The 22,095-nt window shown below is 39.5% G+C and carries 22 protein-coding genes; 13 read left to right on the top strand and 9 right to left on the bottom strand.

Annotation, left to right across the window (positions count from 1 at the left end; genetic code table 11):
• The first annotated feature begins 162 nt into the window (after nucleotides 1-162).
• Nucleotides 163-1,254: a nitrogen regulation protein NR(II) gene (gene glnL, locus R8G33_09565; GenBank protein ID MDW3095906.1), complete on the top strand. Its 1,092-nt coding sequence runs from the start codon at nucleotides 163-165 to the stop codon at nucleotides 1,252-1,254.
• A complete protein-coding gene (ntrC, locus tag R8G33_09560; protein ID MDW3095905.1) occupies nucleotides 1,247-2,659 on the top strand; it encodes a nitrogen regulation protein NR(I) in 1,413 nt (470 codons plus the stop codon). Before glnL ends, ntrC begins: the two co-directional genes overlap by 8 nt.
• 169 nt (nucleotides 2,660-2,828) lie before the next feature.
• On the opposite strand, the gene R8G33_09555 is transcribed toward ntrC, so the two are convergent.
• Nucleotides 2,829-3,770 carry a dihydroorotate dehydrogenase gene (locus tag R8G33_09555; protein MDW3095904.1) on the bottom strand — a complete coding sequence of 314 codons (942 nt, stop codon included), beginning with the start codon at nucleotides 3,768-3,770 and terminating at the stop codon, nucleotides 2,829-2,831.
• On the opposite strand from R8G33_09555, the gene R8G33_09550 reads away from it, so the two are divergent.
• Entirely contained in the window at nucleotides 3,769-4,233 is a 465-nt protein-coding gene (locus R8G33_09550; GenBank protein MDW3095903.1) for a tRNA (cytidine(34)-2'-O)-methyltransferase, read from the top strand. The two genes, R8G33_09555 and R8G33_09550, sit on opposite strands and share 2 nt — an antisense overlap.
• Here the strand turns inward: R8G33_09550 and R8G33_09545 are convergent.
• From R8G33_09545 to R8G33_09525, 5 genes are read right to left on the bottom strand one after another with little or no spacing between them, the layout of a single operon-like run.
• Nucleotides 4,230-5,237 carry an NAD(P)H-dependent glycerol-3-phosphate dehydrogenase gene (locus R8G33_09545; GenBank protein ID MDW3095902.1) on the bottom strand — a complete coding sequence of 336 codons (1,008 nt, stop codon included), beginning with the start codon at nucleotides 5,235-5,237 and terminating at the stop codon, nucleotides 4,230-4,232. The genes R8G33_09550 and R8G33_09545 overlap by 4 nt on opposite strands.
• Before the next feature lie 34 nt (nucleotides 5,238-5,271).
• Nucleotides 5,272-5,736, bottom strand: a complete 465-nt coding sequence (gene secB, locus R8G33_09540) for a protein-export chaperone SecB (GenBank protein ID MDW3095901.1) — start codon at nucleotides 5,734-5,736, stop codon at nucleotides 5,272-5,274.
• Nucleotides 5,737-5,784: 48 nt separating this feature from the next.
• Nucleotides 5,785-6,045 (bottom strand): glutaredoxin 3, encoded by a 261-nt coding sequence (gene grxC / locus R8G33_09535; protein ID MDW3095900.1) that lies wholly within the window; start codon nucleotides 6,043-6,045, stop codon nucleotides 5,785-5,787.
• A complete protein-coding gene (locus tag R8G33_09530; GenBank protein ID MDW3095899.1) occupies nucleotides 6,042-6,467 on the bottom strand; it encodes a rhodanese-like domain-containing protein in 426 nt (141 codons plus the stop codon). The genes grxC and R8G33_09530 overlap by 4 nt, the downstream gene beginning before the upstream one ends.
• A 59-nt stretch (nucleotides 6,468-6,526) precedes the next feature.
• Nucleotides 6,527-6,859, bottom strand: a complete 333-nt coding sequence (locus tag R8G33_09525; GenBank protein ID MDW3095898.1) for a metalloregulator ArsR/SmtB family transcription factor — start codon at nucleotides 6,857-6,859, stop codon at nucleotides 6,527-6,529.
• 179 nt (nucleotides 6,860-7,038) lie between these two features.
• On the opposite strand from R8G33_09525, the gene R8G33_09520 reads away from it, so the two are divergent.
• The 10 genes from R8G33_09520 (at nucleotide 7,039) to R8G33_09475 (ending at nucleotide 17,855) form a co-directional block, all read left to right on the top strand.
• Nucleotides 7,039-8,148: a peptidoglycan DD-metalloendopeptidase family protein gene (locus tag R8G33_09520; GenBank protein ID MDW3095897.1), complete on the top strand. Its 1,110-nt coding sequence runs from the start codon at nucleotides 7,039-7,041 to the stop codon at nucleotides 8,146-8,148.
• Between the two features lie 79 nt (nucleotides 8,149-8,227).
• Entirely contained in the window at nucleotides 8,228-9,556 is a 1,329-nt protein-coding gene (locus R8G33_09515) for a S41 family peptidase (protein ID MDW3095896.1), read from the top strand.
• The gene (locus tag R8G33_09510; GenBank protein ID MDW3095895.1) at nucleotides 9,537-10,403 is read left to right on the top strand and encodes a divergent polysaccharide deacetylase family protein; all 867 of its coding nucleotides are present in this window, start codon (nucleotides 9,537-9,539) and stop codon (nucleotides 10,401-10,403) included. The genes R8G33_09515 and R8G33_09510 overlap by 20 nt, the downstream gene beginning before the upstream one ends.
• 296 nt (nucleotides 10,404-10,699) lie before the next feature.
• Complete coding sequence (locus R8G33_09505; GenBank protein MDW3095894.1) at nucleotides 10,700-11,248, top strand: GspH/FimT family pseudopilin; 549 nt, start codon at nucleotides 10,700-10,702, stop codon at nucleotides 11,246-11,248.
• Complete coding sequence (pilV, locus tag R8G33_09500) at nucleotides 11,248-11,739, top strand: type IV pilus modification protein PilV (GenBank protein MDW3095893.1); 492 nt, start codon at nucleotides 11,248-11,250, stop codon at nucleotides 11,737-11,739. Before R8G33_09505 ends, pilV begins: the two co-directional genes overlap by 1 nt.
• A gap of 3 nt (nucleotides 11,740-11,742) precedes the next feature.
• On the top strand, nucleotides 11,743-12,816 hold the full coding sequence (locus R8G33_09495) for a PilW family protein (protein ID MDW3095892.1): 1,074 nt from the start codon (nucleotides 11,743-11,745) through the stop codon (nucleotides 12,814-12,816).
• Nucleotides 12,817-12,859: 43 nt separating this feature from the next.
• Entirely contained in the window at nucleotides 12,860-13,372 is a 513-nt protein-coding gene (locus R8G33_09490; GenBank protein MDW3095891.1) for a PilX N-terminal domain-containing pilus assembly protein, read from the top strand.
• A complete protein-coding gene (locus R8G33_09485; protein MDW3095890.1) occupies nucleotides 13,356-17,066 on the top strand; it encodes a PilC/PilY family type IV pilus protein in 3,711 nt (1,236 codons plus the stop codon). The genes R8G33_09490 and R8G33_09485 overlap by 17 nt, the downstream gene beginning before the upstream one ends.
• On the top strand, nucleotides 17,066-17,440 hold the full coding sequence (locus tag R8G33_09480) for a hypothetical protein (GenBank protein MDW3095889.1): 375 nt from the start codon (nucleotides 17,066-17,068) through the stop codon (nucleotides 17,438-17,440). The genes R8G33_09485 and R8G33_09480 overlap by 1 nt, the downstream gene beginning before the upstream one ends.
• 1 nt (nucleotide 17,441) lies before the next feature.
• On the top strand, nucleotides 17,442-17,855 hold the full coding sequence (locus R8G33_09475) for a type IV pilin protein (GenBank protein ID MDW3095888.1): 414 nt from the start codon (nucleotides 17,442-17,444) through the stop codon (nucleotides 17,853-17,855).
• Between the two features lie 3 nt (nucleotides 17,856-17,858).
• Here R8G33_09475 and ispH read toward each other — a convergent pair whose 3' ends face one another.
• The 3 genes from ispH to ileS are packed head-to-tail and all read right to left on the bottom strand — an operon-like array spanning nucleotide 17,859 to nucleotide 22,090.
• Nucleotides 17,859-18,800: a 4-hydroxy-3-methylbut-2-enyl diphosphate reductase gene (gene ispH / locus R8G33_09470; protein ID MDW3095887.1), complete on the bottom strand. Its 942-nt coding sequence runs from the start codon at nucleotides 18,798-18,800 to the stop codon at nucleotides 17,859-17,861.
• Nucleotides 18,790-19,314, bottom strand: a complete 525-nt coding sequence (gene lspA / locus R8G33_09465; GenBank protein MDW3095886.1) for a signal peptidase II — start codon at nucleotides 19,312-19,314, stop codon at nucleotides 18,790-18,792. The genes ispH and lspA overlap by 11 nt, the downstream gene beginning before the upstream one ends.
• Nucleotides 19,307-22,090 carry an isoleucine--tRNA ligase gene (gene ileS / locus R8G33_09460; protein MDW3095885.1) on the bottom strand — a complete coding sequence of 928 codons (2,784 nt, stop codon included), beginning with the start codon at nucleotides 22,088-22,090 and terminating at the stop codon, nucleotides 19,307-19,309. The genes lspA and ileS overlap by 8 nt, the downstream gene beginning before the upstream one ends.
• Nucleotides 22,091-22,095: the final 5 nt, after the last annotated feature.

Genomic DNA, 22,095 nt, shown 5'->3' with positions numbered 1-22,095 from the left:
TGTATATTGCACCAAAATAGTGCGATAATAGTGTTACTACAGGTGAGCATCGTCGTAACTAGATAACACAATTCCACGTTCTAAAGGGCTGTATCCCTTAAATTGCACAAATTCCATTGTAGTGCGATGACCTTGGTTCACTATTTGCTAGATAAGGTCACTATGAGAGATAACTTTTATTCATTTATCGTCGACAGCCAATCAACAGCCATTCTTCTATTAAATAAACAGTGTGAATTGGAATACATGAACCCAGCCGCAGAAGCGACATTTAGTGTGAGTAGTACACGAGCAGAAGGCATGGCTTTTTCATCAATGTTGGCGGATAGAGATGGAGATATTTTTATGCGTATGCAAGATTCCATTAACAAAGGACATTCGTGGACAGAGCATGAGTGCATATTACGCGTATTTGATAGTAGTGAAGTCACTGCAAATTTAACAATCAATACAGTTGAAATGGATGATGAAGAAAAAGTACTGGTTGAGATTGTGATATTAGACAGGCAATTAAAAATTTTAAAAGAAAGCCATCTATTAAAAGAACATCAAGCCACACGAAGTATGTTGCGCGGGATGGCGCATGAAATAAAAAATCCACTAGGTGGATTAAGAGGTGCTGCGCAATTATTAGAGTCAGAGTTAGAAAACAATGAACTGACAGAGTACACCGGTATTATTATTAAAGAAGCAGATAGATTACATAAATTAGTCGATCGCATGCTTGGACCAAATATCGTGCCTAATAAAATACCACATAATATTCATGAGGTACTACATCATGTATATAGTTTGGTATCTGCAGAAGATAAAAATATAAAGTTTAGAATTGATTACGATCCAAGTATACCAATGATAAGTTTCGATCGGGACCTGCTCGTACAAGCAGTTTTAAACATTACAAGGAATGCAATTCGTGCAGTTGATAACAAAGGCGAAATAACTTTTAAGACACGTGTCTTAAGGCACTACACCATTAATGGTATAGCGCATAAGCTTGTGGCATGTATGAGCATAATAGATAACGGGCCCGGGATCCCAGAAGATATTTCAGCAAAAATATTTTTCCCTATGGTTTCGGGACAAACAGATGGTAGTGGTTTGGGTTTAGCCATCTCACAGATGTTAATAAATCAACATCATGGCTTAATTAAATTTAAGTCAGAAGTAGGTCGTACAGAATTTAAAGTCATGCTGCCAATAGAAAATGGGACACAGCAACACACCGAGCAAGAGAAAGAAAATTATGAATAATGATATATGGGTAATAGATGATGATCGTTCAATACGTTGGGTTTTAGAACGTGCATTGAATAAAGCCAATTTAAATGTAGAGCTTTTTGATTCAGCAACCAATGCAATGAAAGCTCTAGAAACAAGTACGCCGCAAGTAATTATTACAGATGTGCGTATGCCAGGTATGGATGGATTCCAGTTTTTAGAAAGAGTACAAACACAACACCCCGAACTGCCTGTCATTGTGATGACAGCGCACTCAGATTTAGATAATGCAGTGCATGCTTATAAAGGTGGTGCATTTGAGTATTTACCTAAACCATTTGATATCGAAGAAGCTGTCGAACTAACAAAACGTGCATATCAATCTACCGATGAAATAGCACCAACAAACACTATTGCTGAAGAAGTGCCCGAAATAATTGGTGAGTCACAAGCTATGCAGGAAGTGTTTCGCGCAATTGGTCGATTATCCAGATCAAGTATTACGGTATTGATTAATGGTGAAACAGGCACAGGTAAAGAATTAGTTGCTCATGCACTTCATAAACATTCTTTACGAAGTACAAAGCCTTTTATCGCGCTGAATATGGCCGCGATTCCTAAGGATCTTTTAGAATCAGAATTGTTTGGCCATGAAAAAGGATCGTTTACTGGGGCACAAGGGCAAAGGCGCGGCCGCTTTGAACAAGCAAACATGGGTACTTTATTCTTGGATGAAATTGGTGACATGCCAGCAGACTTGCAAACACGTTTATTGCGTGTTTTGTCAGACGGGGAGTTTTATAGGGTTGGGGGACACGAGCCTGTTAAGGCAGACGTAAGAATTATTGCGGCAACCCATCAAAATTTACAAGAGCTAGTTGAAAAAGGGGATTTTCGCGAAGACTTAATGCATCGGTTAAACGTCATTCGTATCAAGGTACCCGCATTGAGAGAACGCCGCCAAGACATTCCAATTTTGATGAAACATTTCTTAGTCGCCGCTGCGGCTGAGCTAGAAGTTGAAGCAAAGCAATTAGATGAAGGGGTAATTACTTATTTAAGTAAGTTAGATTGGTCTGGTAATGTGCGTCAGCTTGAAAATCTTTGTCGCTGGTTAACCGTGATGGCCTCCGGGAAAACAATTCTCTTAGAAGACCTGCCTCAAGAGATAAAAGAGTCTAGCGCACCAATTGATTCAACATCAGACTGGCAATCTATGCTGGCAAGTTGGGCAGATCAAAAACTAGAAAATGGTGGTGCAGAAATACTCCAGGATGCCACGCCACAATTTGAACGTGTGCTAATAGAAGTAGCCATGAAAAAAACAGGTGGTAAAAGACAACGTGCCGCTAAACTACTAGGCTGGGGAAGAAATACACTTACGCGAAAAATACAAGAACTTAAAATGTATGAATATAGCGGTAGTTCGACTGATTAAAAGAGCTAATTGAGTAGTTTTTGAGGTATCTACCTTTGTCTCAAAAATGGTTATTATCTAAGATGTATTTATTAAAAGTCAGAACGCAATACGAAATGCAACAATAGTGTAAAGTAAAAAATGGCGATCTTTTTTGAGTTGCTTGTCTAGAATATTTTTGACTCTTTTTTCATTGATTTAAAACGAGACTGCCCACTAATTCTGAAATATGGGATAGATTATTGTCTGCTAAATAATTACTAATTGTTTTATTTATTCCAGCACAAATCAATGGATCATAATAAAGGCCAGTGCCAATTCCGACTGCACTTGCACCTGCAATAATAAATTCCAGTGCGTCTTCTCCAGAACATACGCCACCCTGACCAATAATAGGAATATTATGTTCCTTACACACCTGATAAACTTGGTGCACTTTTAATAAGGCAATTGGTTTGATTGCTGGGCCAGATAGCCCGCCTTGGTTGTTACCTATCACCGGTTTGCGCGAATTAATGTCTATGGCCATTCCCATTAAGGTATTGATTACGGCAAAGGCGTCGGTACCAGCATCAATACAACGTTTAGCATTGTATGCAATATCAGTTTGATTAGGAGATAGTTTTGTGATGATCGGTTTATTTGTGACTGCGCGACATGCTTCAACAACTTTGGCAGACATATCAGGATCATTACCAAACGCGACGCCACCTTCTTTCACATTGGGGCATGAAATATTAATTTCGACGGCATCAATCGGGGAGTCATCAAAAATACGTGTTACCTCTGTGTATTCCTCAATAGTAGAACCAGACACATTCGCTATATAACGTGTTTCATTAAAGTCTAATTTAGGCAAATATTCGTTAACGACTGTTTTTGCGCCAGGGTTTTGTAAGCCTATTGCGTTAAGCATGCCAGCGGGTGTTTCGTATATTCGGTGAGCAGAGTTACCCAGACGATTCTCTAGCGTAGTGCCTTTTAAGCAGATGGCACCAATTTCTTGATTAGAATATCCCACCACACGCGTGTATTCTTGACCAAAGCCCACGCAGCCGGAAAGTAACACCAAGGGTGTTTGAAATTCTAAGCCGCAGAAATTGTTAAGTAATTGTTTATATTTAGAGCTCATGTTTCATATCGTATTATATCAACCGGAAATTCCACCTAACACAGGTAATATTATGCGCTTATGCGCAAATAGTGGCTGTCAGTTGCATTTAATTCATCCCCTTGGGTTCGAGATAGATGATAAGCGTATGCGTCGTGCCGCTTTAGATTATATAGATAAGAGTTTAGTACAAGAATATCCTGATTACGCCAGTTGTTTAGAAAATTTACCAGCAAGCCGATTATTTGCATGCTCCACTAAAGGCACTAAAAATTATAGCCAAATCAACTACCAAGCGGGTGATGCGCTTATATTTGGTCCAGAAACACGTGGCTTGCCAGATAGCATATTAAAAACATTTGATAAAAATAATATTCTGCGTGTGCCTATGTTGGAAAACAGCCGCAGTATTAATTTATCTAACACGGTATCGATATTTATATTTGAAGCATGGCGGCAAAAAGATTTTGCTGGTGCAATTTAATCTGCTTCATTTTTGAGAGAGCGAGCTAATAACTCTTCTACGGCTTCTCGCGCAGATTTGTTGTTATATAATACTTCATAAACTTGTGTGCTAATTGGTAATTCAATATTCAGTTTCTGCGCTAAATCAAATACGACTTTAGCAGCATACTTACCCTCTATTACTTGCCCTATTTCTTGTTCGACTTCTTGCAGAGATTTTCCTGAGCCCAGGCCTAAGCCAAAGCGACGGTTACGTGACATGTTTTCTGTGCATGTTAATACAATGTCACCAATGCCTGATAGCCCTGTAAATGTATCAGTGTTGACACCAAGCCTTTTACCAAAGCGAATCATCTCGGCAACCCCGCGGGTGATGAGCGCAGCACGGGCATTAGCGCCAAATTGAAGTCCATCAATTATGCCAGCGGCGATGGCCAAAATATTTTTAAATGTGCCACCAATTTCTACACCCGTGACATCTGTACTGATATAGGTGCGAAATAGCGGGTGGTGGAATAACTGCGCAACTTCATTAGCAAAGGCTTCATTGGTCGATGCAATAGTCACTGCAGTAGGTAAACCTTTACCAACTTCTTGAGCAAAAGATGGTCCAGATAGAATTGCTGTGTGAATATTGCTAGATAATTCCTCTTCTGCAACTTGGTGTAAAAATTTGCCGGTATTTTGTTCTAGGCCTTTGCTCGCCCAAATAATGCCGCGTAAATTTCCGGAGGCATGAGAATTAATGCGTTGCACCATGTCGCGCATGGTGGTACTTGGGACGGCCACTAATACATGGGTACAACTGTTTACTAGTACAGAAAAGTCTGCACTGGGAATAATATTATCTGGTAAAGAGGAGCCCGGGAGGTAACGTTTATTTTCTTTGTCAGTAAATATTTCATGTAAGGCATTAGCGTTCCTCGCCCAAAGATGTATTTCTGGATGTAATTTTGCAAGATGTATTGCTAATGCTGTGCCCCATGCTCCGGCACCGAGTACACCAATAATTGGTTCTGTCATGCTTAGTGCCTCCTGCAATCGTTCGCGAGAGAAATTAGTGTTTTGTCTCTTCGCTGGTAGCTTGCTGCTCTTCCTTTAATTTCGCTAACTGCTGTGAATATAAAGCATCAAAATTCACAGGTGATAACAGTAATGGAGGGAATCCGCCCTTGCCAACTAAGTCGGCTACTACTTCGCGTGCAAATGGGAATAGTGTATGTGGGCAGTAGCTTCCAAGAAGGTGGTTTCTCTGATCCTCAGGGAAATCTTTTATTAAAAAAACACCTGACTGTTTTAATTCAACTAAGAAAGCTGTTTTTTCATTTTGTGAAGAGGTAACTTCTACATTGAGCGTTACTTCATATAGTTCATCAGTCAACTTTATGTTCTGTGCAGTTAAATGAATATCTGTTTTTGGCTGCCACTTCTCTCGAAAAATATCAGGAGAGTTTGGTGATTCAAATGACGCATCCTTAAGAAAGATTTTTTGAATCTCAAATTTTTGTTCGTTGTCAGCCATAGTTATTCTTTAGGGTATATAACTTTAACACACACTATTCTTATGTTACTAAAGACCTAACATGCCATTGAGCTTTCCTTCGCGGTTTAGCTCTGCTAAATCGTCAAAGCCACCAACATGTGTATCTCCAATAAAAATTTGTGGAACGCTAGTGCGCCCACTGAGTTTTTCCATCTCATCACGTATAGCTTGGTCATCATCAATTAAGATTTCTTCATACTTGACACCTTTGCTGTCAAGCAATCGTTTTGCGGCATTGCAGTATGTGCATAAACGGCCGCTATATACTTTTATATTTGGGGTAGTCATGATTTCACCACGGGTAAGTTTGCAGTTTTCCAACCCTCGATACCACCTTTGAGGGACATAACATTAGTAAAGTTATTTTTCTTCAATATTTCACACGCTGCTGAAGACCTTGTCCCTGCTTTGCAATAAGCAATGATGGGTTGTTCGGTATGTGCTTTTAGCTCTTCTACACGTTGTTTTAGCACACTTAATGCTAAATGTTTCGCTCCACGAATAGATCCTTGAGTTAGCTCATTACTTTCTCGCACATCTAGCATGATGGCATCTTCTTTGTTTATCAGTTGAACTGCTTCTGCAGGGGAAATATTTTTGAATCCACGCATCGCTCTCTTAATTTCCATGCGAACGATTAACGCAAGGATGATTCCAAGGGCGATGAATAAAACAAGGTTATTGGTAAAGAATTCTGAATCAGGAGTCATTAAGTAGGCCGCCCGTTATTGAGGGCTGTATTATACGAATTAATTATGCGGGATCTAATCTAGTGTACAGAACAGAAAACGTGTTGCATCATCTCAATAAGTTTCAGGGTGCGTTCGTCACCAACCTTATAAAATACTCTGTTTGCATCTTTGCGAGATTTTAATATGCCTTTATCTCGTAGTATAGCCAGATGCTGTGAGATATTACTCTGAGAGGTGCCTACATTTTCTACAATGTCTTGCACGCTAACTTCTTGATTGCCTAGTACGCATAGAATCTTCAGGCGTAAAGGATGGGACATCGCCTTTAATGAGCGTGATGCCCTTTCTATGTCATCCTCTTTTGCCATGAGGTCTGAGCGATTGAGGGACACAAAGCCAGTTTCAGTCATTTTGTTCGCTTCCATTCAATTCCTAAAAAATTAATAATGGCATTATCTAATATTCTAAACCATTAATACGCTGATAATAGTCGGGAATCTGTCTGTTGAATAGCCTTTTCCATCATTTAACTGAGATTGTAGCTAAGCCTCAAGCTGCTGCGCCTATAGTTTTTCTATTATATTTCAATATGTTAGTTGTTAATTCGGCATTTGGTCAGGGTGATTTAGACGCTACGCAACAACAATTGGACACCATAACAAAAATTGTTGGTCAAATAGAGAGCAATCTCGCAAAAAACGTTAAAAATCATGATGTTGTACGAAAAGAAATGGCAAAACTAGATCGTGAGATTGGTAAGTTGCATCAACGTATAAAAGACTCAAAACTCAAAATTACTAATAGTAAGCAACGTTCTGTGATGCTACACGAGGAAAAAGTCCTAATTGATCAAGCTCTGGGAGTCCAAGCAAACTTATTTCAGCAACAAATTCGCAGCGCTTATCGTGCCCGATCTCAAAGCAAATGGAAGTTGTTACTAAGCCAGAGTAATTTACAAGATGTAGGTAAGAACGCACTAATTTATGACTACATTCACCAAGCACGTGTAAAGCAGATTAATCATATTAGTGGCTTGGCTGATGAAATAAAAACAAATCAATTCGAAATTAAGAAGCAGCAAGAAACACTGCAAAATTTGCTTAAAAAACAATCAAAAGAGCAATCTGGGCTGGAGAAAGTCCGCATTCGAAAAGAAAACGCTCAGCGGGAGCTCGAAAATAAGATTAAGTCTGATCAGGTTAATTTAAAACAAGAGCGTAGTAAGAAAAAAAAATTACAAAAATTACTTAAAAAACTTACAGTTAAGAAGTCACAAGGGAAATTTGCTAGCAATGCTGGAAAACTACATTGGCCCACAAGAGGTGAGTTAAAAAATCGATTTGGACAAAATAGGCAGGGCTCAGATGGATTGCAGTGGTCGGGTGTCTCTATAAAAGCTGATCGTGGTGACAAAGTGCATGCTATTTATGCAGGCAATGTAGTGTTCTCTGACTGGTTTGATCATTATGGATGGCTAGTAATTATAGATCATGGTGACGAATATATGAGCTTATATGCCCATGCTGAAGGATTATATAAAAATGTGGGTGAGAATGTTGATCAGGGTGAATTGATTGCAGTAGTAGGGGATTCTGGAGACGTTGATCAAACCAGTCTATATTTTGAGATTCGTCGCCAAGGAACGCCAGTAGATCCAGCGAACTGGTGTGTACACCCAAATATGGCTTATTCTCTGTAAATATAATTTAATAGATCAGAAGACAAAATAACCAGTAGCGGTCGGTTTATAGAAGCCTAATCGCCACAAGGAGCAAATCATGAAAAGTGTAAAACCCCTCAGCTTGGGATTGACCGTCGGTTTACTAATCGGCTTGCTATTGGCGGGAAGCCACCAAGTATTTGCAAAGCGTGATAATGCTTTACTGGAATTGCCACTGTCAGATATCCGTTTGTTCACAGATATATATGCACGAATTAAAAAAGATTACGTAGAAGAGGTCGGTGATGAAGCATTACTGGAAGGTGCGATTCGCGGCATGTTAAGTAGTCTGGATCCACACTCCTCTTACTTAAGTCAAGAAGAATTCAAAGAGTTGCAGATTGGTACCACAGGTGAGTTTGGTGGCCTTGGGATAGAAGTAGGGATGGAAAATGGCTTTGTGCGCGTTATCTCTCCTATCGAAGATACGCCCGCAGACAAGGCTGGTGTTCAAGCTGGTGACATTATTATTAAGCTGGATGAGACACAAGTAAAAGGTTTAACGCTTAATGATGCTGTTAAATTAATGCGTGGAAAACGAGGTTCTAAAATATTACTAACCATTGTTCGCGAAGGTGAGGTGAAGCCATTAGAAATAACGGTGGTTCGAGATGTGATTCGAGTGAAAAGTGTTCGTAGTCGAATTCTAGAACCAGGATATGGTTATATTCGCATTTCAAGTTTCCAATCTAAAACGACGCGTAATGTAATTGCGGCTGTTGAAAAGTTACTGAGTAAGGAAAGTAAAAATTTACAAGGACTAGTACTGGATTTGCGAAATAATCCTGGCGGTGTTTTAACAGGTGCAGTTGGTGTATCTGATATCTTCCTTGAAGATGGAGAGCTGATTGTTTTCACAAAAGGTCGTGTGGAAGATGCCGAATTAAACTACAGTGCAAGTACAAATGATTCGGTCGATGGTATTCCAATTATAGTGCTTATTAATGAAGGTTCTGCTTCTGCATCAGAAATTGTTGCAGGTGCATTACAGGATCATAAGCGTGCTGTGATTATGGGACAAAAATCCTTTGGTAAAGGATCAGTGCAAACTATTCTGCCACTCAAAGAAGATGCGGCATTGAAGTTAACTACTGCGCGTTACTACACACCATCAGGCAAGTCGATTCAAGGAGAAGGTATTGACCCTGATATATTGGTTGAAGAGATTCATGGTGGTGAAGATGATGAAAATAAGCGCTTTGAATTTGTGCGTGAGGCAGATTTAAAAGGTCATTTGGAAAATAACCAAGATAAAAGTACCGACAAGGCTAAAAAAGAAGTGAAACGTATTACAATATCAGTAGACAGTGAGGAAGATGCAGTGTTGAATGAGGCGCTAAGCATCTTAAAAGATCTAGCAAAAAACAATGACTCGACGAGCGTATAATCATTTAATTAAGCCAGTTTCAAAACAAGTTACATCAACAATATTAGGTCGCCTCTTCATCGGGGTGACCTTGTTATTGTCTGTGTCAGGTTTGTTTGCTGATGAATCGTTAGTCGCACAAGAGACCTACAAGGTCGCAATAATTATTGATGACTTAGGTAACAATTTTCATCAAGGACAAACATTAATTGATTTGCCATACCAGTTAACCTATGCATTTTTACCCAAACGTCCGTACTCAAAACGTCTAGCGAATTTAGCTGCGTCTTATGGCAAAGAAGTGATGGTGCATTTACCGATGCAATCAGCAGGGCGCTCTGAGTTAGGCCATGGTGCACTTACCCTGGAACTCACGCAAACAGAATTCCAAAAGTCAGTTCAAATTAGTATTAACTCTGTTCCGCATGCGCGTGGTGTCAATAACCATATGGGTAGTTTGCTAACACAACATCCTGGGCATATGTCATGGTTAATGGAGGTGCTATCGAATAGAAATGACAATCTCTACTTTGTAGACAGCAAAACGACTGCGTTAACCGTCGCTAGCCAAATTGCCAAAGAGCATTACGTTCCTAATATTTCTAGAGATGTTTTTATAGATAGCAGCAGAAATGAAGAAGATATTAGACGCCAACTAAATTACCTAAAAAAGATCGCGAAGCGTAAAGGCTATGCGGTTGCAATAGGCCATCCATATCCATCCACAATAAAACTACTGAGTGGCTATCTACCTACGTTACTCGATCACAACATTGAAGTGGTGCCAGTCACTACTTTGATTAAAATGCATAGTCAAAAGCAGCAATGGCCTAAGCTGACCTCTCATTATCCTACGCAAATAAATTAGAATCGTAGAGTTACCAGCAGAAAAATTCTTGTTGGTTATGAAGATATACAATTAATTTAAACACAATACATAACAAATAATTGTTATTCCTTAATTTGCTTCCGGTTTTTTAAAGTCGCAAAATTAATGAAAACTCACAACTATCCATAATGATGAATTACGCAGTTAAAGTAATTCATTCAAATAAGTGCGTACATTATTACGCAAATTAGGTCTTTTCAGTTGCGTACATTCCTCTATACTTTAAAAAATCTACTTAGAACTAGTTGTTTATCAATAGGCGCTGTATTTTATAGATGAATCAAGCAGCTTTTTTAAAACCTAAACACTTGGCCGGATTTACTATCGTAGAGTTGATGCTGACAATTGTAGTGGCAGCAGTAATTCTCTCAATTGGCGTGCCATCATTTCAGGGCTTAATGGAGAGGAATCAACTCACTAGCAGTATAAATGAGTTTATATCTTCGCTAACGCTGGCTAGGAGTGAGGCAATTAGAAGAAACTCACCAGTTGCACTATGTGCAAGCGCTGATGGTGAAAACTGTGGCGGTGCAGGTTATGAGGTTGGTTGGATAGTTTATGTAAATGAAAATTCAGATGGAGATCGTGATGCCGGAGAAGAGCTTCTATGGGTACATGACTCTTTGCCTGCAAGTTTAACTTTGCGTGGTACAGGGTGCTGTATAAATAATATCCCATACCTTGCCTCAGGGCGAGTTTCCGGAATAAATGGCAGTGTTAACTTGTGCAAAGATAATGATCTTGGCAAATCAAAAAAGATTACGATAATAACTTCAGGGCGAGTGCGTTTAAATGAAGGTGCTACGAATGACTGTGCGACATAATGAATAGAAGCAAAGTATCAGGATTTAGTTTAATTGAGGTTCTAATTACCCTTATCGTCTTTAGTGTTGGACTATTAGGTTTGGCAAACTTACAGGGTCAGAGCATATCGAGCAGCTATAATGCCCACCTTCGAAGCCAGGCAACTTCACTAGCGAGCAGTGTCATAGATCGTATGCGTGCAAATCGCGAGCAGGCTATTACTACTACAAGTTATGTGACTGGATTTGGAGATGCACCGCCGAATCCAGCGCCAAATTGTGTAACGTCGAATTGTTCTGCTGCACAAATGGCAAGTCTAGACTTATTAGAGTGGAAGTGTAATTTAGGCAACTATAAGCAATATAGTTACTGCAGTGGATTAGTTTCTCAAGCAACTTTGCCTGCAGGTGATGGGGAAATTACGCAAGTTGCGGGTCAAACGCAAGTTACCGTACGTTGGACTGACACAGCTGGCGAACAGCATAGTGTTTCTATGTTTACAAGTTTATAAACTATGCATATACCTAACAGACAGCTTGGATTAACAATTGTTGAATTAATGGTGGCTTTATTATTAAGCCTTTTACTTGTTGGCGGTGTATTACAAATATATATTGGGACTAAATCTACTTATAGAGTTACAGAGGGATTATCTCGGCTGCAAGAGAATACAAGGTTCTCAACAGAAATGTTGGCGCGTGATATTCGAATGGCTGGATATATTCCATGTAGTCAACCACAAAACAAACTAAGCCTTGTTAACTCAAGTAAATGGTGGTCTGCATTATTTGAAAACTCGATCAAAGGTTTTGAGAATGGGGCCAACCCATTTCCTGGTGAAACAAATGAAGTTTTAGCCGGGTCAGATTCTATAATCATCTTGCGAGGAGGTAATAAGGTTGCTGCAGTGAATTTTTATGATGCTGCTAATGACCAGATTATTATGCAACGTGACTTGGGCGGTGCTGACTGGGTGGAGCCAGGTAGCCTCATGATTGCTTGTGACTCAACTACCGCAAGGTTGTTCCAAGCAGGGGCAATACAGTCAAGTGACCCTACTCGAATTTCAATTGCGGATGGTACGGGGACTGAGAGCCCGGGAAATACAACGGCAAACTTGGGGCATTCATTTAGCAACGATTCACAGCTAGCGAATTATTTTGCAGTGGCTTATTACATAACCGATTCATCACCTGGCTCAGGCTCTGAGTATTCATTGTATCGACGTTATTTAAATGTTAATAGCTCTATGCAAAATTCAGCGCCCAGTGAAGAACTAATTGAGAATGTAGAAACTATGCAATTGCTTTATGGGCTTGATTTAAATAATGATGGCTTGGCGGATAAGTATTTAAAGGCTGATAACTCTGAACTTGCAAGTAACTGGCAAGATGTAGTGACCGTTAGGGTAGGATTGCTATTCGCAAGTGAAGATGGTTTGCGCGAAGCTGCTGGCTTCGATGAAAAGCCTTATGTTGTTGCTAATACAGTTATTGATGTCGAAGGTACACCTGGTGTTCCAACACATGCACGAGACAAGCGAAAACGATACGTTTCATCAATGACAGTCAGTGTTCGTAATATCTGAATGATGGAGTTAGAAAATTAATACAAATAAGCAGCATGGTGTAGTGCTCGTCGTTGGCTTGATTATGCTGACTGTAATGACACTGCTTGCGGTGTCCAGTATGCAGTCATCGGGCTTACAAGAGCTAATGTCAAATAATATGAAAGATAAAATGACAGCATTTGAGGCCGCAGAGTCTGCTATTAGGTCAGCAGAAGCTTTTCTGGATAGTGAAGGTGCAGTTAATCTTAGTGCATTTGATGATAATGATTCTGACGGTTTGTTAGCAAATCTTTTTGATGAAGCCTGGAATGAACCTTCAATAGATTGGACGGGTAATAATAGCGATGCCGTTATAGTAGATGTTATGGGCGGAGTCACTTCAAAACCACGATATATAATTCAGTACATAGGCCCTGTAGTACCTGATAGTGATAGGGAGTTAAATGTGGATAATTCTTACAACGCAGGTGCTACTGACTCTATGGTAGAGATGTTTAAAATAACTGCGCGTGGTACAGGGGGCTCAGATAGCACGGTTGTTGTTTTAGAAGCTATGTATGGTATTTCAAATTGAAATGAAAAACATGGGCTTAACTTCTTTTCAATTTAAACGCGGCATTATTACAAGTATCTCTGCTGTAATTATTGCATGTGCATCAAGTTTATCTATTGCAACGCCTCCTCAACAGATACCAGATTTAGCAAAAACACCTCTAGAGTTAACACCGACAGTATTCGCGAATGTAATGATCTTGTTAGATGACTCTGGCAGTAAGGACTTTGAAGTTATTACCGCAGACGCATTAAGTTCGGGACTGTTTTTTGGCCCTGACCCTGACGGCAGTAATTTTGGTTCGTCAGATCCATCATTACAGATTACACAGAGGCCTGGTTGCGAACTAGAAGCCGCAGCTTTTGGCGGCTATGCATATGGTATTTCGACCACCTCAAATGTTTATCAGAATAATTGTTATGTAGCAGATGAACGTTCTTGGCGTTTCCGCTGTGCTGCTTTTAATAAACTTTATTATAATCCTGATGTTGTCTATGAACCATGGAAAGGCTTTAGGGATGATGGTACAGAGTTTGCTGATGTGCCAGTTGATGATGCACCGCTAGATCCTTATTTGGCAAACTCCTCAACTATAGATTTTACTCAGGCACCTGAGGCATCAACCGGAATAGATAAATTTAGATATTACACCTGTAGTCGTAAAGAAGATGGCAATTTCACAATGGATAGTGAAGTTGATGTAGAGCCAGATTCGCCTGAATTACAGAATTTTGCTAACTGGTTTTCTTATCACCGTAGCCGTCATTTGCGTGTTAAAGCAATTCTGGGTGAATATATTTTTAATGAAAATAATGCTCGAGTGGGGTTAGCGCATTTTAGCAACGCTAATAACATAGTTGCTAAAGAATTGAATATCGATGCAACAGAGGCAGAGAAAAGTAATTTATTATCTGCGCTGTATTCTTCTAGTCCTCAAGCAATACCTTCTAATGTAGGTGAAGAGTCTCCGCTGGCAGATCGTTATAAAGAAACGAGGGACTATTTGGCCTGTAGGAATAGTGATTTATTCCCTGGGATCAGTCCTTCTGATCCAGGTAGCGATGATTGTCCTGCAGAATCGATACCTGCTGGGACATGTCAAGCAAATCATATTATTTTAACGAGTGATGGTTTTTATGATCGAATATTTATAAATCCTCCCTCCGACAGAGATAGCGACGATTCTTCAGAATTTGATGGCCCACCATTTGAAGATAATATTCCAGACACATTAGCTGATCTAGCAATTTCATTTTATGAGGATGATCTTCATAGTGATTTACCAGATGAAGTTGTTCCTGAGCCCATCGATATAAATTTTGCAGATTTAGATTCAGATGACCGATTGCACCAACATATCAAAACACATATTGTTACTTTACAACCAGCCTTAAGAGAAAGCTTATCAGAGGCACCGCCTTGGAATAATCCTCGCAATAGCGATTTAGATTTAGTTAGAGACTTTGTTCATGCTGCATTTAATGCTCGTGGCAAATATATCGATGCTGCTGAACAAGCAGTCGGTACCTCGGCTGCAAATCTTTCACAAGCTATATCTACAGGGTTAGGTTCAACAACGCCAATTGCCATTAATACACAAGCAACAAGTGCGGATTTAATTTTATATCGAACCTTTTATGATTCATTTAGTAATTCTGGAGACTTGGTTGCCCAAGAGGTCAGCATTAACTCAGATGGAACATTGAATGTCAGCGATGGTTCTCAGCCAACATTTTTATGGAGTGCTTCTAAGCAATTAGATTTATTGGCTGGGGTTAATGGTGCTAGTAATTTGCAAAGAACTATTTTTACATTCTCAAATGATATTAACGACGGTATCGAATTTGATTTTGATGAACTTGATTCATCACAACAGTCAGACCTAAATAACCCCGAGCCTGCTAGAGCCACACCGCTACCTATTGGTAAGGATCGACTCGAATATCTGAGAGGATTAACGACAAGAGAGGGGACTAGCTTTATTGATGGTGAATTTCGCATACGCCCAGAAACTGATAGTACTGGTGGAGGCATCATTCATAATGCAAAGCTTGGCACTATTGCCAATGCAGCACCTGTTTTCGTTGGACAGCCACAGGCAGTGGGGAGGTTTGGTGGAGCATGGCCTAGTATTGAAGGTGAAACATATTTTGATTTTCAAGCACAACAAGTTAGTCGCGACGCTTCAGTTTTAGTCGCCGCAAATGATGGCATGTTTCATGTCTTCAATGCGCAAACAGGTAATGAGCGATTTGCTTATGTCCCCAGTTTTGTATTTGAAAATCTTTCAGAGTTAACACGACCAGAATATAAGCATCAATATTTTGTAGATTCAACGCCAAGCGTGGAGGATGCCTACATAAGGGCAGGTGGTACTAGTCCTAGTTGGAACACAATTGTCGTTGGTGGATTAGGTGCGGGAGGGCGTGGATACTATGCACTTAATATCACTGAACCAGGACCTGAAGAGAATCCAGTTAATCAAGTAATGTGGGAGTTTGGGCCTGAAGATGATCCAGATGCAAACAGTGATGGATCAATTAGTGATCTTGGATTTTCATATGGGCGCCCTTTAATAGCGATGAGTAACGCTCCAGATGGGGTTAATAAAAGATGGGTCGCTGTATTTGGAAATGGTTATAACAGTACTAGTGAAGAAGGTGAGGCTATTATCTACATGCTTTTCATTGATGAAGGCATCGACGGAGTATGGAGCAAAACACCAAATTCAGATTTAGTAAAAATTAATACTGGCGTTGAAGGTGATGGAAAACCCAATGGTATCGCAGATGTCAGAGCCATTGATTTAAATGCTGATGGCACAATTGACAGACTTTATGCAGGAGATTTACGGGGTAATCTTCATGTAATAAATATTATTAGTGAAGATCCAGGAGATTGGAGTTCATCAAGTAATCGATTTATTTTACTAAAAGCTGTCGCGCCAAATTCTGGTGAGTCTAATAGTGGAGATCCACAGCCTATCACTACACGTCCAATAGTCGTACAAAGAGAGAATGGTGCTGGAGTAGTGGTCGTGGTTACAACTGGAAGTTACTTTACAGAAAGTGATGCAATAGATACGGGTATACAGTCTATATACGGTGTTTTTGATGAAGTAGCATTTGATCAAGCAGGTAACATTACGAACGCTATTGGCTCTGAAGTCAGTATCTCTAACTTACGAGAGCAATTTTTATCTAATAATGTTTTTGTCGATGCCACTGCGGGAATTAATTTAGAGGTAAGAACAGTTACAAATAACGCTATTGGAAGTAGACAAGGCTGGTTTATTGACTTTGATGTGGAGGATGAGTCGGGGGATATAATATTTCCAGGTGAAAAAGCTATTCGTGAATTACAGTTACGCAATGGAGTGTTATTTGTTAATACAATTATTCCACAGCCTTTAAGCTGTGATCCATCGCCAGGTGGTTTTTCTTTGGCGTTAAACCCCCAAAATGGAACCGCTGGACAAGAAGTTATTTTTGATATAAATGCAGATAACTTATTTGACTCAAATGATAATATTAATGTCGCGGGTCAGTTAAAAACAATTGTTGGTACACGTTTCAAATCAACCCCATCAGACTCGACCTTCTTTGGTGATTATCGAATTACTCAGCTAGCGGATACAGATATTGATTCTATTTTGACTAACACGGCAAAAACAGAATTAGTTGGCAGACAAGCATGGAGAGAGGTGGAATTCTGATGACAAAAATTTATACACTACTAGTATTAATGCTTGCATCACAATCCTTTGCATCAGAATGTGTAATAAGCTCCACGGACTTTCCAAATAGTAATTGCAGTTTTAACCCCCCGTTTGAAGTCGAAAAACTTAAGTTTGGCAATTTGGACTCTGTGTTTAACTCTGGTGAATCAATTCGCATAGGCACTTCACGCTTTAATTTAATAGAAGATGTGGAAATTTTTGATGCTTCAGAGGCAGATTGTGAATATGATAAAGATGAACTAGAAGATGATGACGAAGATCAAGAAATTGCATTTAAAGTTAGCGAGACTAACTCGAGAGAGATAACACATATATGGTTACTAGATTGTACAGTTGAGCTAGCAAGATAAAGTGAAAAGATATTTATCTGGCTTTACTCTTGTTGAGTTGTTAATAATAGTAGCAATTGTCGCAATACTTGCATCTCTTGCATATCCGTCGTATCAAAATCATGTAACGAGAACTCGTTATGCAGATGCTAAAGTAAAATTGTTGGAAATAATGCAGCAACAAAGAAAGTTCTTTACTAGTAATAATACTTACACTACTAATTTGATTGCTGACCTGAGTTATGCTGATGCAGGCGGTGGAAGCGTGTCTACTGAAGGTGCATTTTATTTAATAAGTGCTGGTACATGTGGAACCCCCGCAGAGCCTATAACTCAATGTATTCAGCTAACCGCAACAGCCACTTTTTCTGGTGGTTTAGGAGATTTAACTTACAATTCTAGAAATGAAAAAGGTGGTCCCGCCAATGCTTGGTAAAGCTTAGCTTGTAGTTCTTAATTCCTTTGGTACCGCAAAAGTAATATTTTCCTCGACGCCACCAATTTCAACCACATTCGCATGTGCTGAGGAGCCCAATTTTTCAATCACCTGCTTAACCAAAATTTCAGGAGCTGAAGCTCCTGCAGTAACTCCAATATTTTTTTTATCATCTAGCCATGAATCGGAAATTTGCTCAGCATCATCTATCAGATATGATTCAATACCATTTTTCTCAGCGATTTCTCTTAGACGGTTTGAGTTAGAACTTGTAATGGACCCAATAACTAATAATAGATCACAGTTATTAACTAAATTCTTCACAGCATCTTGGCGATTTTGCGTGGCATAACAAATATCATCTCTTTTGGGTGATTGGATATTCGGGAAGCGATACTTAAGTCTTTCGATAATTTCTTTAGTATCATCAACAGACAAAGTTGTTTGAGTGACAAAAGAAATTTCTTCAGAATTTTCTACCATAACTTTGTCTACATCTTCTGGAGATTCGACGAGGTAAATATTTCCGCCATGTTCTCCAGTACATTGACCCATTGTTCCCTCAACTTCCGGATGACCTTTATGCCCTATTAATATTGTATCTCGACCATGTTTGCAATTTCGTACAACTTCTATATGTACTTTAGTCACTAATGGACAGGTCGCATCAAATACAGTGAGTTTTCGTCTATCAGCTTCACTACGAACAGACTTAGAGACTCCATGGGCACTGAAAATAACAGTTGAATCATCTGGAACTTGATTTAATTCGTCTACAAATACTGCACCTTTATCACGTAATGAGTCCACCACGAATCGGTTGTGTACGACTTCATGACGTACATAAATAGGGGCGCCAAACTGTTCCAAAGCACGCTCTACTATTTCAATTGCGCGATCAACACCAGCACAAAAACCTCTTGGGTTGGCGAGTTTAATTTGTATGGTTTTCATTATTAGGGTTATCTTTAAAAATCTGAATTACGAGCAAACTAGCGCCTAGTGTAATTAAAATATCTGCAATATTGAACGTTGGCCAATGGCAACCACTATTGGGCAGGTAGAAGAAAAAATAAATACATTCGTCTGCCTTATAATAAAAATCTATAAAATCGGTAACTTTGCCGTAAATCGCACGATCAATTAAATTTCCTAACGCGCCACTAAGGATAAAGCTAAGACTAAAACCTAGCAATATGTCAGTACTCCGGAGTTTGCGTAACCAATTAAAAATATATATGGATACTCCTGTCGCTAGAGCAACAAAAAACCAACGTTGCCAACCGCCAGCTTCACTCAAAAAACTGAATGCAGCACCTTCGTTGTAAACGAGCATCCAATTAAACATTGGCATTGCTGGGATTGGCTGCGCAAATTCAAGCACTGATTCAGCAAAACGTTTCGTAACTTGATCTAGAAGAGTTAAAACAATGACCAGAATAGTTGTCCATCTACGCATATTTTCTTATTTCACCGCTGCCATCCACATTGTCAACGCAGCGCATGCATAGTTCGGGGTGGTCTTTATGACTGCCAACATCCTCACGCAAGTGCCAGCAACGCACACATTTATCATTTTTAGATTTTTGAATTGCAATTTTAATATTCTCGCCATTAGATAAAGCAGATTTCTCAAGGTCTGACGGACTATCTGTCAATGACTTCATTGTGGCAGTGGATGTGATTAATACAAAACGCAATTCATCCTCAAGTAAAGATAAAGCCTTGTTTGTATCATTTTCACAATATATGACTACGTCAGCATCCAAGCCAGAACCAATGTCGCCTTTTGCTCTATATTCTTCTAAAGTTTTCAGTACTAGTTGTCGAACATCGAATATTAAATCCCAGGTGTCGGCATTAAGATATTCATCATTGCTAAGCTCAGCTAAATCTTGGTACCAAGTTTTTGTAAAGATAGTGGTCTCTTGGTTTTCAGGAATATGGGAGAAAGCTTCTTCAGCAGTGAAATTCAGTATAGGTGCTAATAATCGTAATAAGGAATGAGCTATATGATAGGTTGCAGTCTGTGCTGATTTTCGAGCAAGACTATCTGATTGTGTCGTGTAGACCCGATCTTTAATAATATCTAAATATAAGCTACCTAAATCAAAACTACAAAAATTATGTAGTGCTTGATAGAGTTGATGAAATTCATATTTTTCATAATGGTCAATCGCTTGTTTCTGTAAGACAGCAACCCTATTCACAGCCCATCGATCCAACGCAATCATTTCATTTGCAGCGACCAAATCTTTGCTAGGATCAAAGCCATGTAAATTTGAAAGTAAGTAACGCACTGTATTGCGCATTCTTCTGTAAGAATCTGCAGTACGTTTAAGAATTTCATCAGACACATTCATTTCACTACTAAAGTCGCTAGAGGCTACCCATAAACGTAAAATATCTGCGCCTAATGATTTGAATATTTTTTGTGGTGCAACAACATTGCCTAATGACTTAGACATTTTTCGACCACTTGCGTCGACAGTAAAGCCATGCGTGAGTACTGTTTTGTAAGGCGCGCGGTTATTAATGGCAACGCTTGTCTTTAATGAAGACTGGAACCATCCACGATGCTGGTCAGAGCCCTCTAAATAAAGATCAGCTGGGAAGTTGAGCTGTGGTTGGCGATGCACCACAGACTCGTGCGTAACACCTGAGTCAAACCAGACATCTAAGGTGTCAGTAACCTTGGTATAATCTTTTGCCTCAGCACCAAGCAAATCAGAGGGCTCTAAGTCATACCAAGCTTGAATGCCTTCTTTTTCAATTCGCTGTGCAACCTCTTCTATAAGTGTAACGGTGTCTGGGTGTAATTCCTGTGATTCGGAGTTTACAAACAGTGTAATCGGTACACCCCAAGTGCGTTGCCTTGAAACACACCAATCTGGACTATTGCTGAGCATGCTAATAATTCTTGCTTTACCCCAATCAGGTAACCACTCAACATTCTCAACTTCTTCTAGTGAACGTTGAAGAAGGTTGTTTTTATTCATGCTGATAAACCATTGAGGTGTCGCTCTAAATATCAAAGGAGTTTTAGTACGCCAGCAATGTGGAAAACTATGGGTAATTTGATGCTGATGAACTAGGTTAGAATTATCTTCCAGTTTTTCAATGATAGATGTATCAACTTTATGTACATGTTGGCCTGCAAATATCTCAACGCTATCGCGATAGACACCATTATCATTAACAATATTAATTGTGCCTAACTGATATTTTTTGCCAACAATGAAATCATCTACACCATGGTCAGGTGCTGTATGTACCGCACCAGTGCCCGCTTCAGTGGTGACATGTTCGCCTAAAATGATGGGCACCTGTTTATCATAAAAAGGGTGTCGCAATTGTATGTGTTCGAGATCCTGTCCGATACAGGTACCGATGACTTTATATTCATCAATAGCATAACGTTCTAAACAAGATGCAATTAAATCTGAGGCTAATAATAGATGCTCCTTTGAATCATCGCGAGTGACTTCCAGTAATGAGTATTCAAATTCAGGGTGTAAACTAACCGCTTGGTTTGCAGGTAATGTCCAAGGTGTTGTCGTCCAAATAACGATATGCGCAGTCGTATTTTCGGCAGTATCTGCAAATTTTTTCTTGAAAGCTGGTTGATCTACAGGTGTAAATTTAACGTCAATGGCATAGGAAGTTTTATCTTTATATTCAACTTCTGCTTCTGCAAGTGCAGAGCCACTGGCCACGCTCCAGTAAACAGGTTTAAAGCCTTTCTCTAAATGCCCATTGGCAATGACCTTCCCGAGTGCGCGTACGGTGTCTGCTTCAACTTGGAAGTTCATTGTTAGGTATGGATTTTGCCAATCAGCGAACACACCTAAACGAATAAAATCCTCACGTTGACGGTCTACTTGCTTCTTTGCGTATTCACGACAAGCTTGGCGAAAATCTTTTTCAGATATTTTATGACCAGGTTTACCTTTTTTCTTTTCGACCATCACCTCGATAGGTAAGCCATGGCAGTCCCAGCCAGGAATAAATGGTACGTCATAGCCACTTAACGTTTTGCTTTTAACAATTATATCTTTTAGAATTTTATTAACTGCATGACCAATATGAATGTCTCCATTCGCATATGGAGGGCCATCATGAAGAATAAATTTCTTTTTACGATCAGCACATACTTCGCGGATATGTTGATAAATATCTAACTCTTGCCAACGCTTTAACATTTCTGGTTCGCGTTGAGCCAAGTTACCTTTCATAGGGA

The organism is Gammaproteobacteria bacterium (assembly GCA_033344735.1).
Taxonomy (GTDB): domain Bacteria; phylum Pseudomonadota; class Gammaproteobacteria; order UBA4575; family UBA4575; genus UBA1858.
This window is presented reverse-complemented; position numbering and strand designations above follow the sequence as displayed.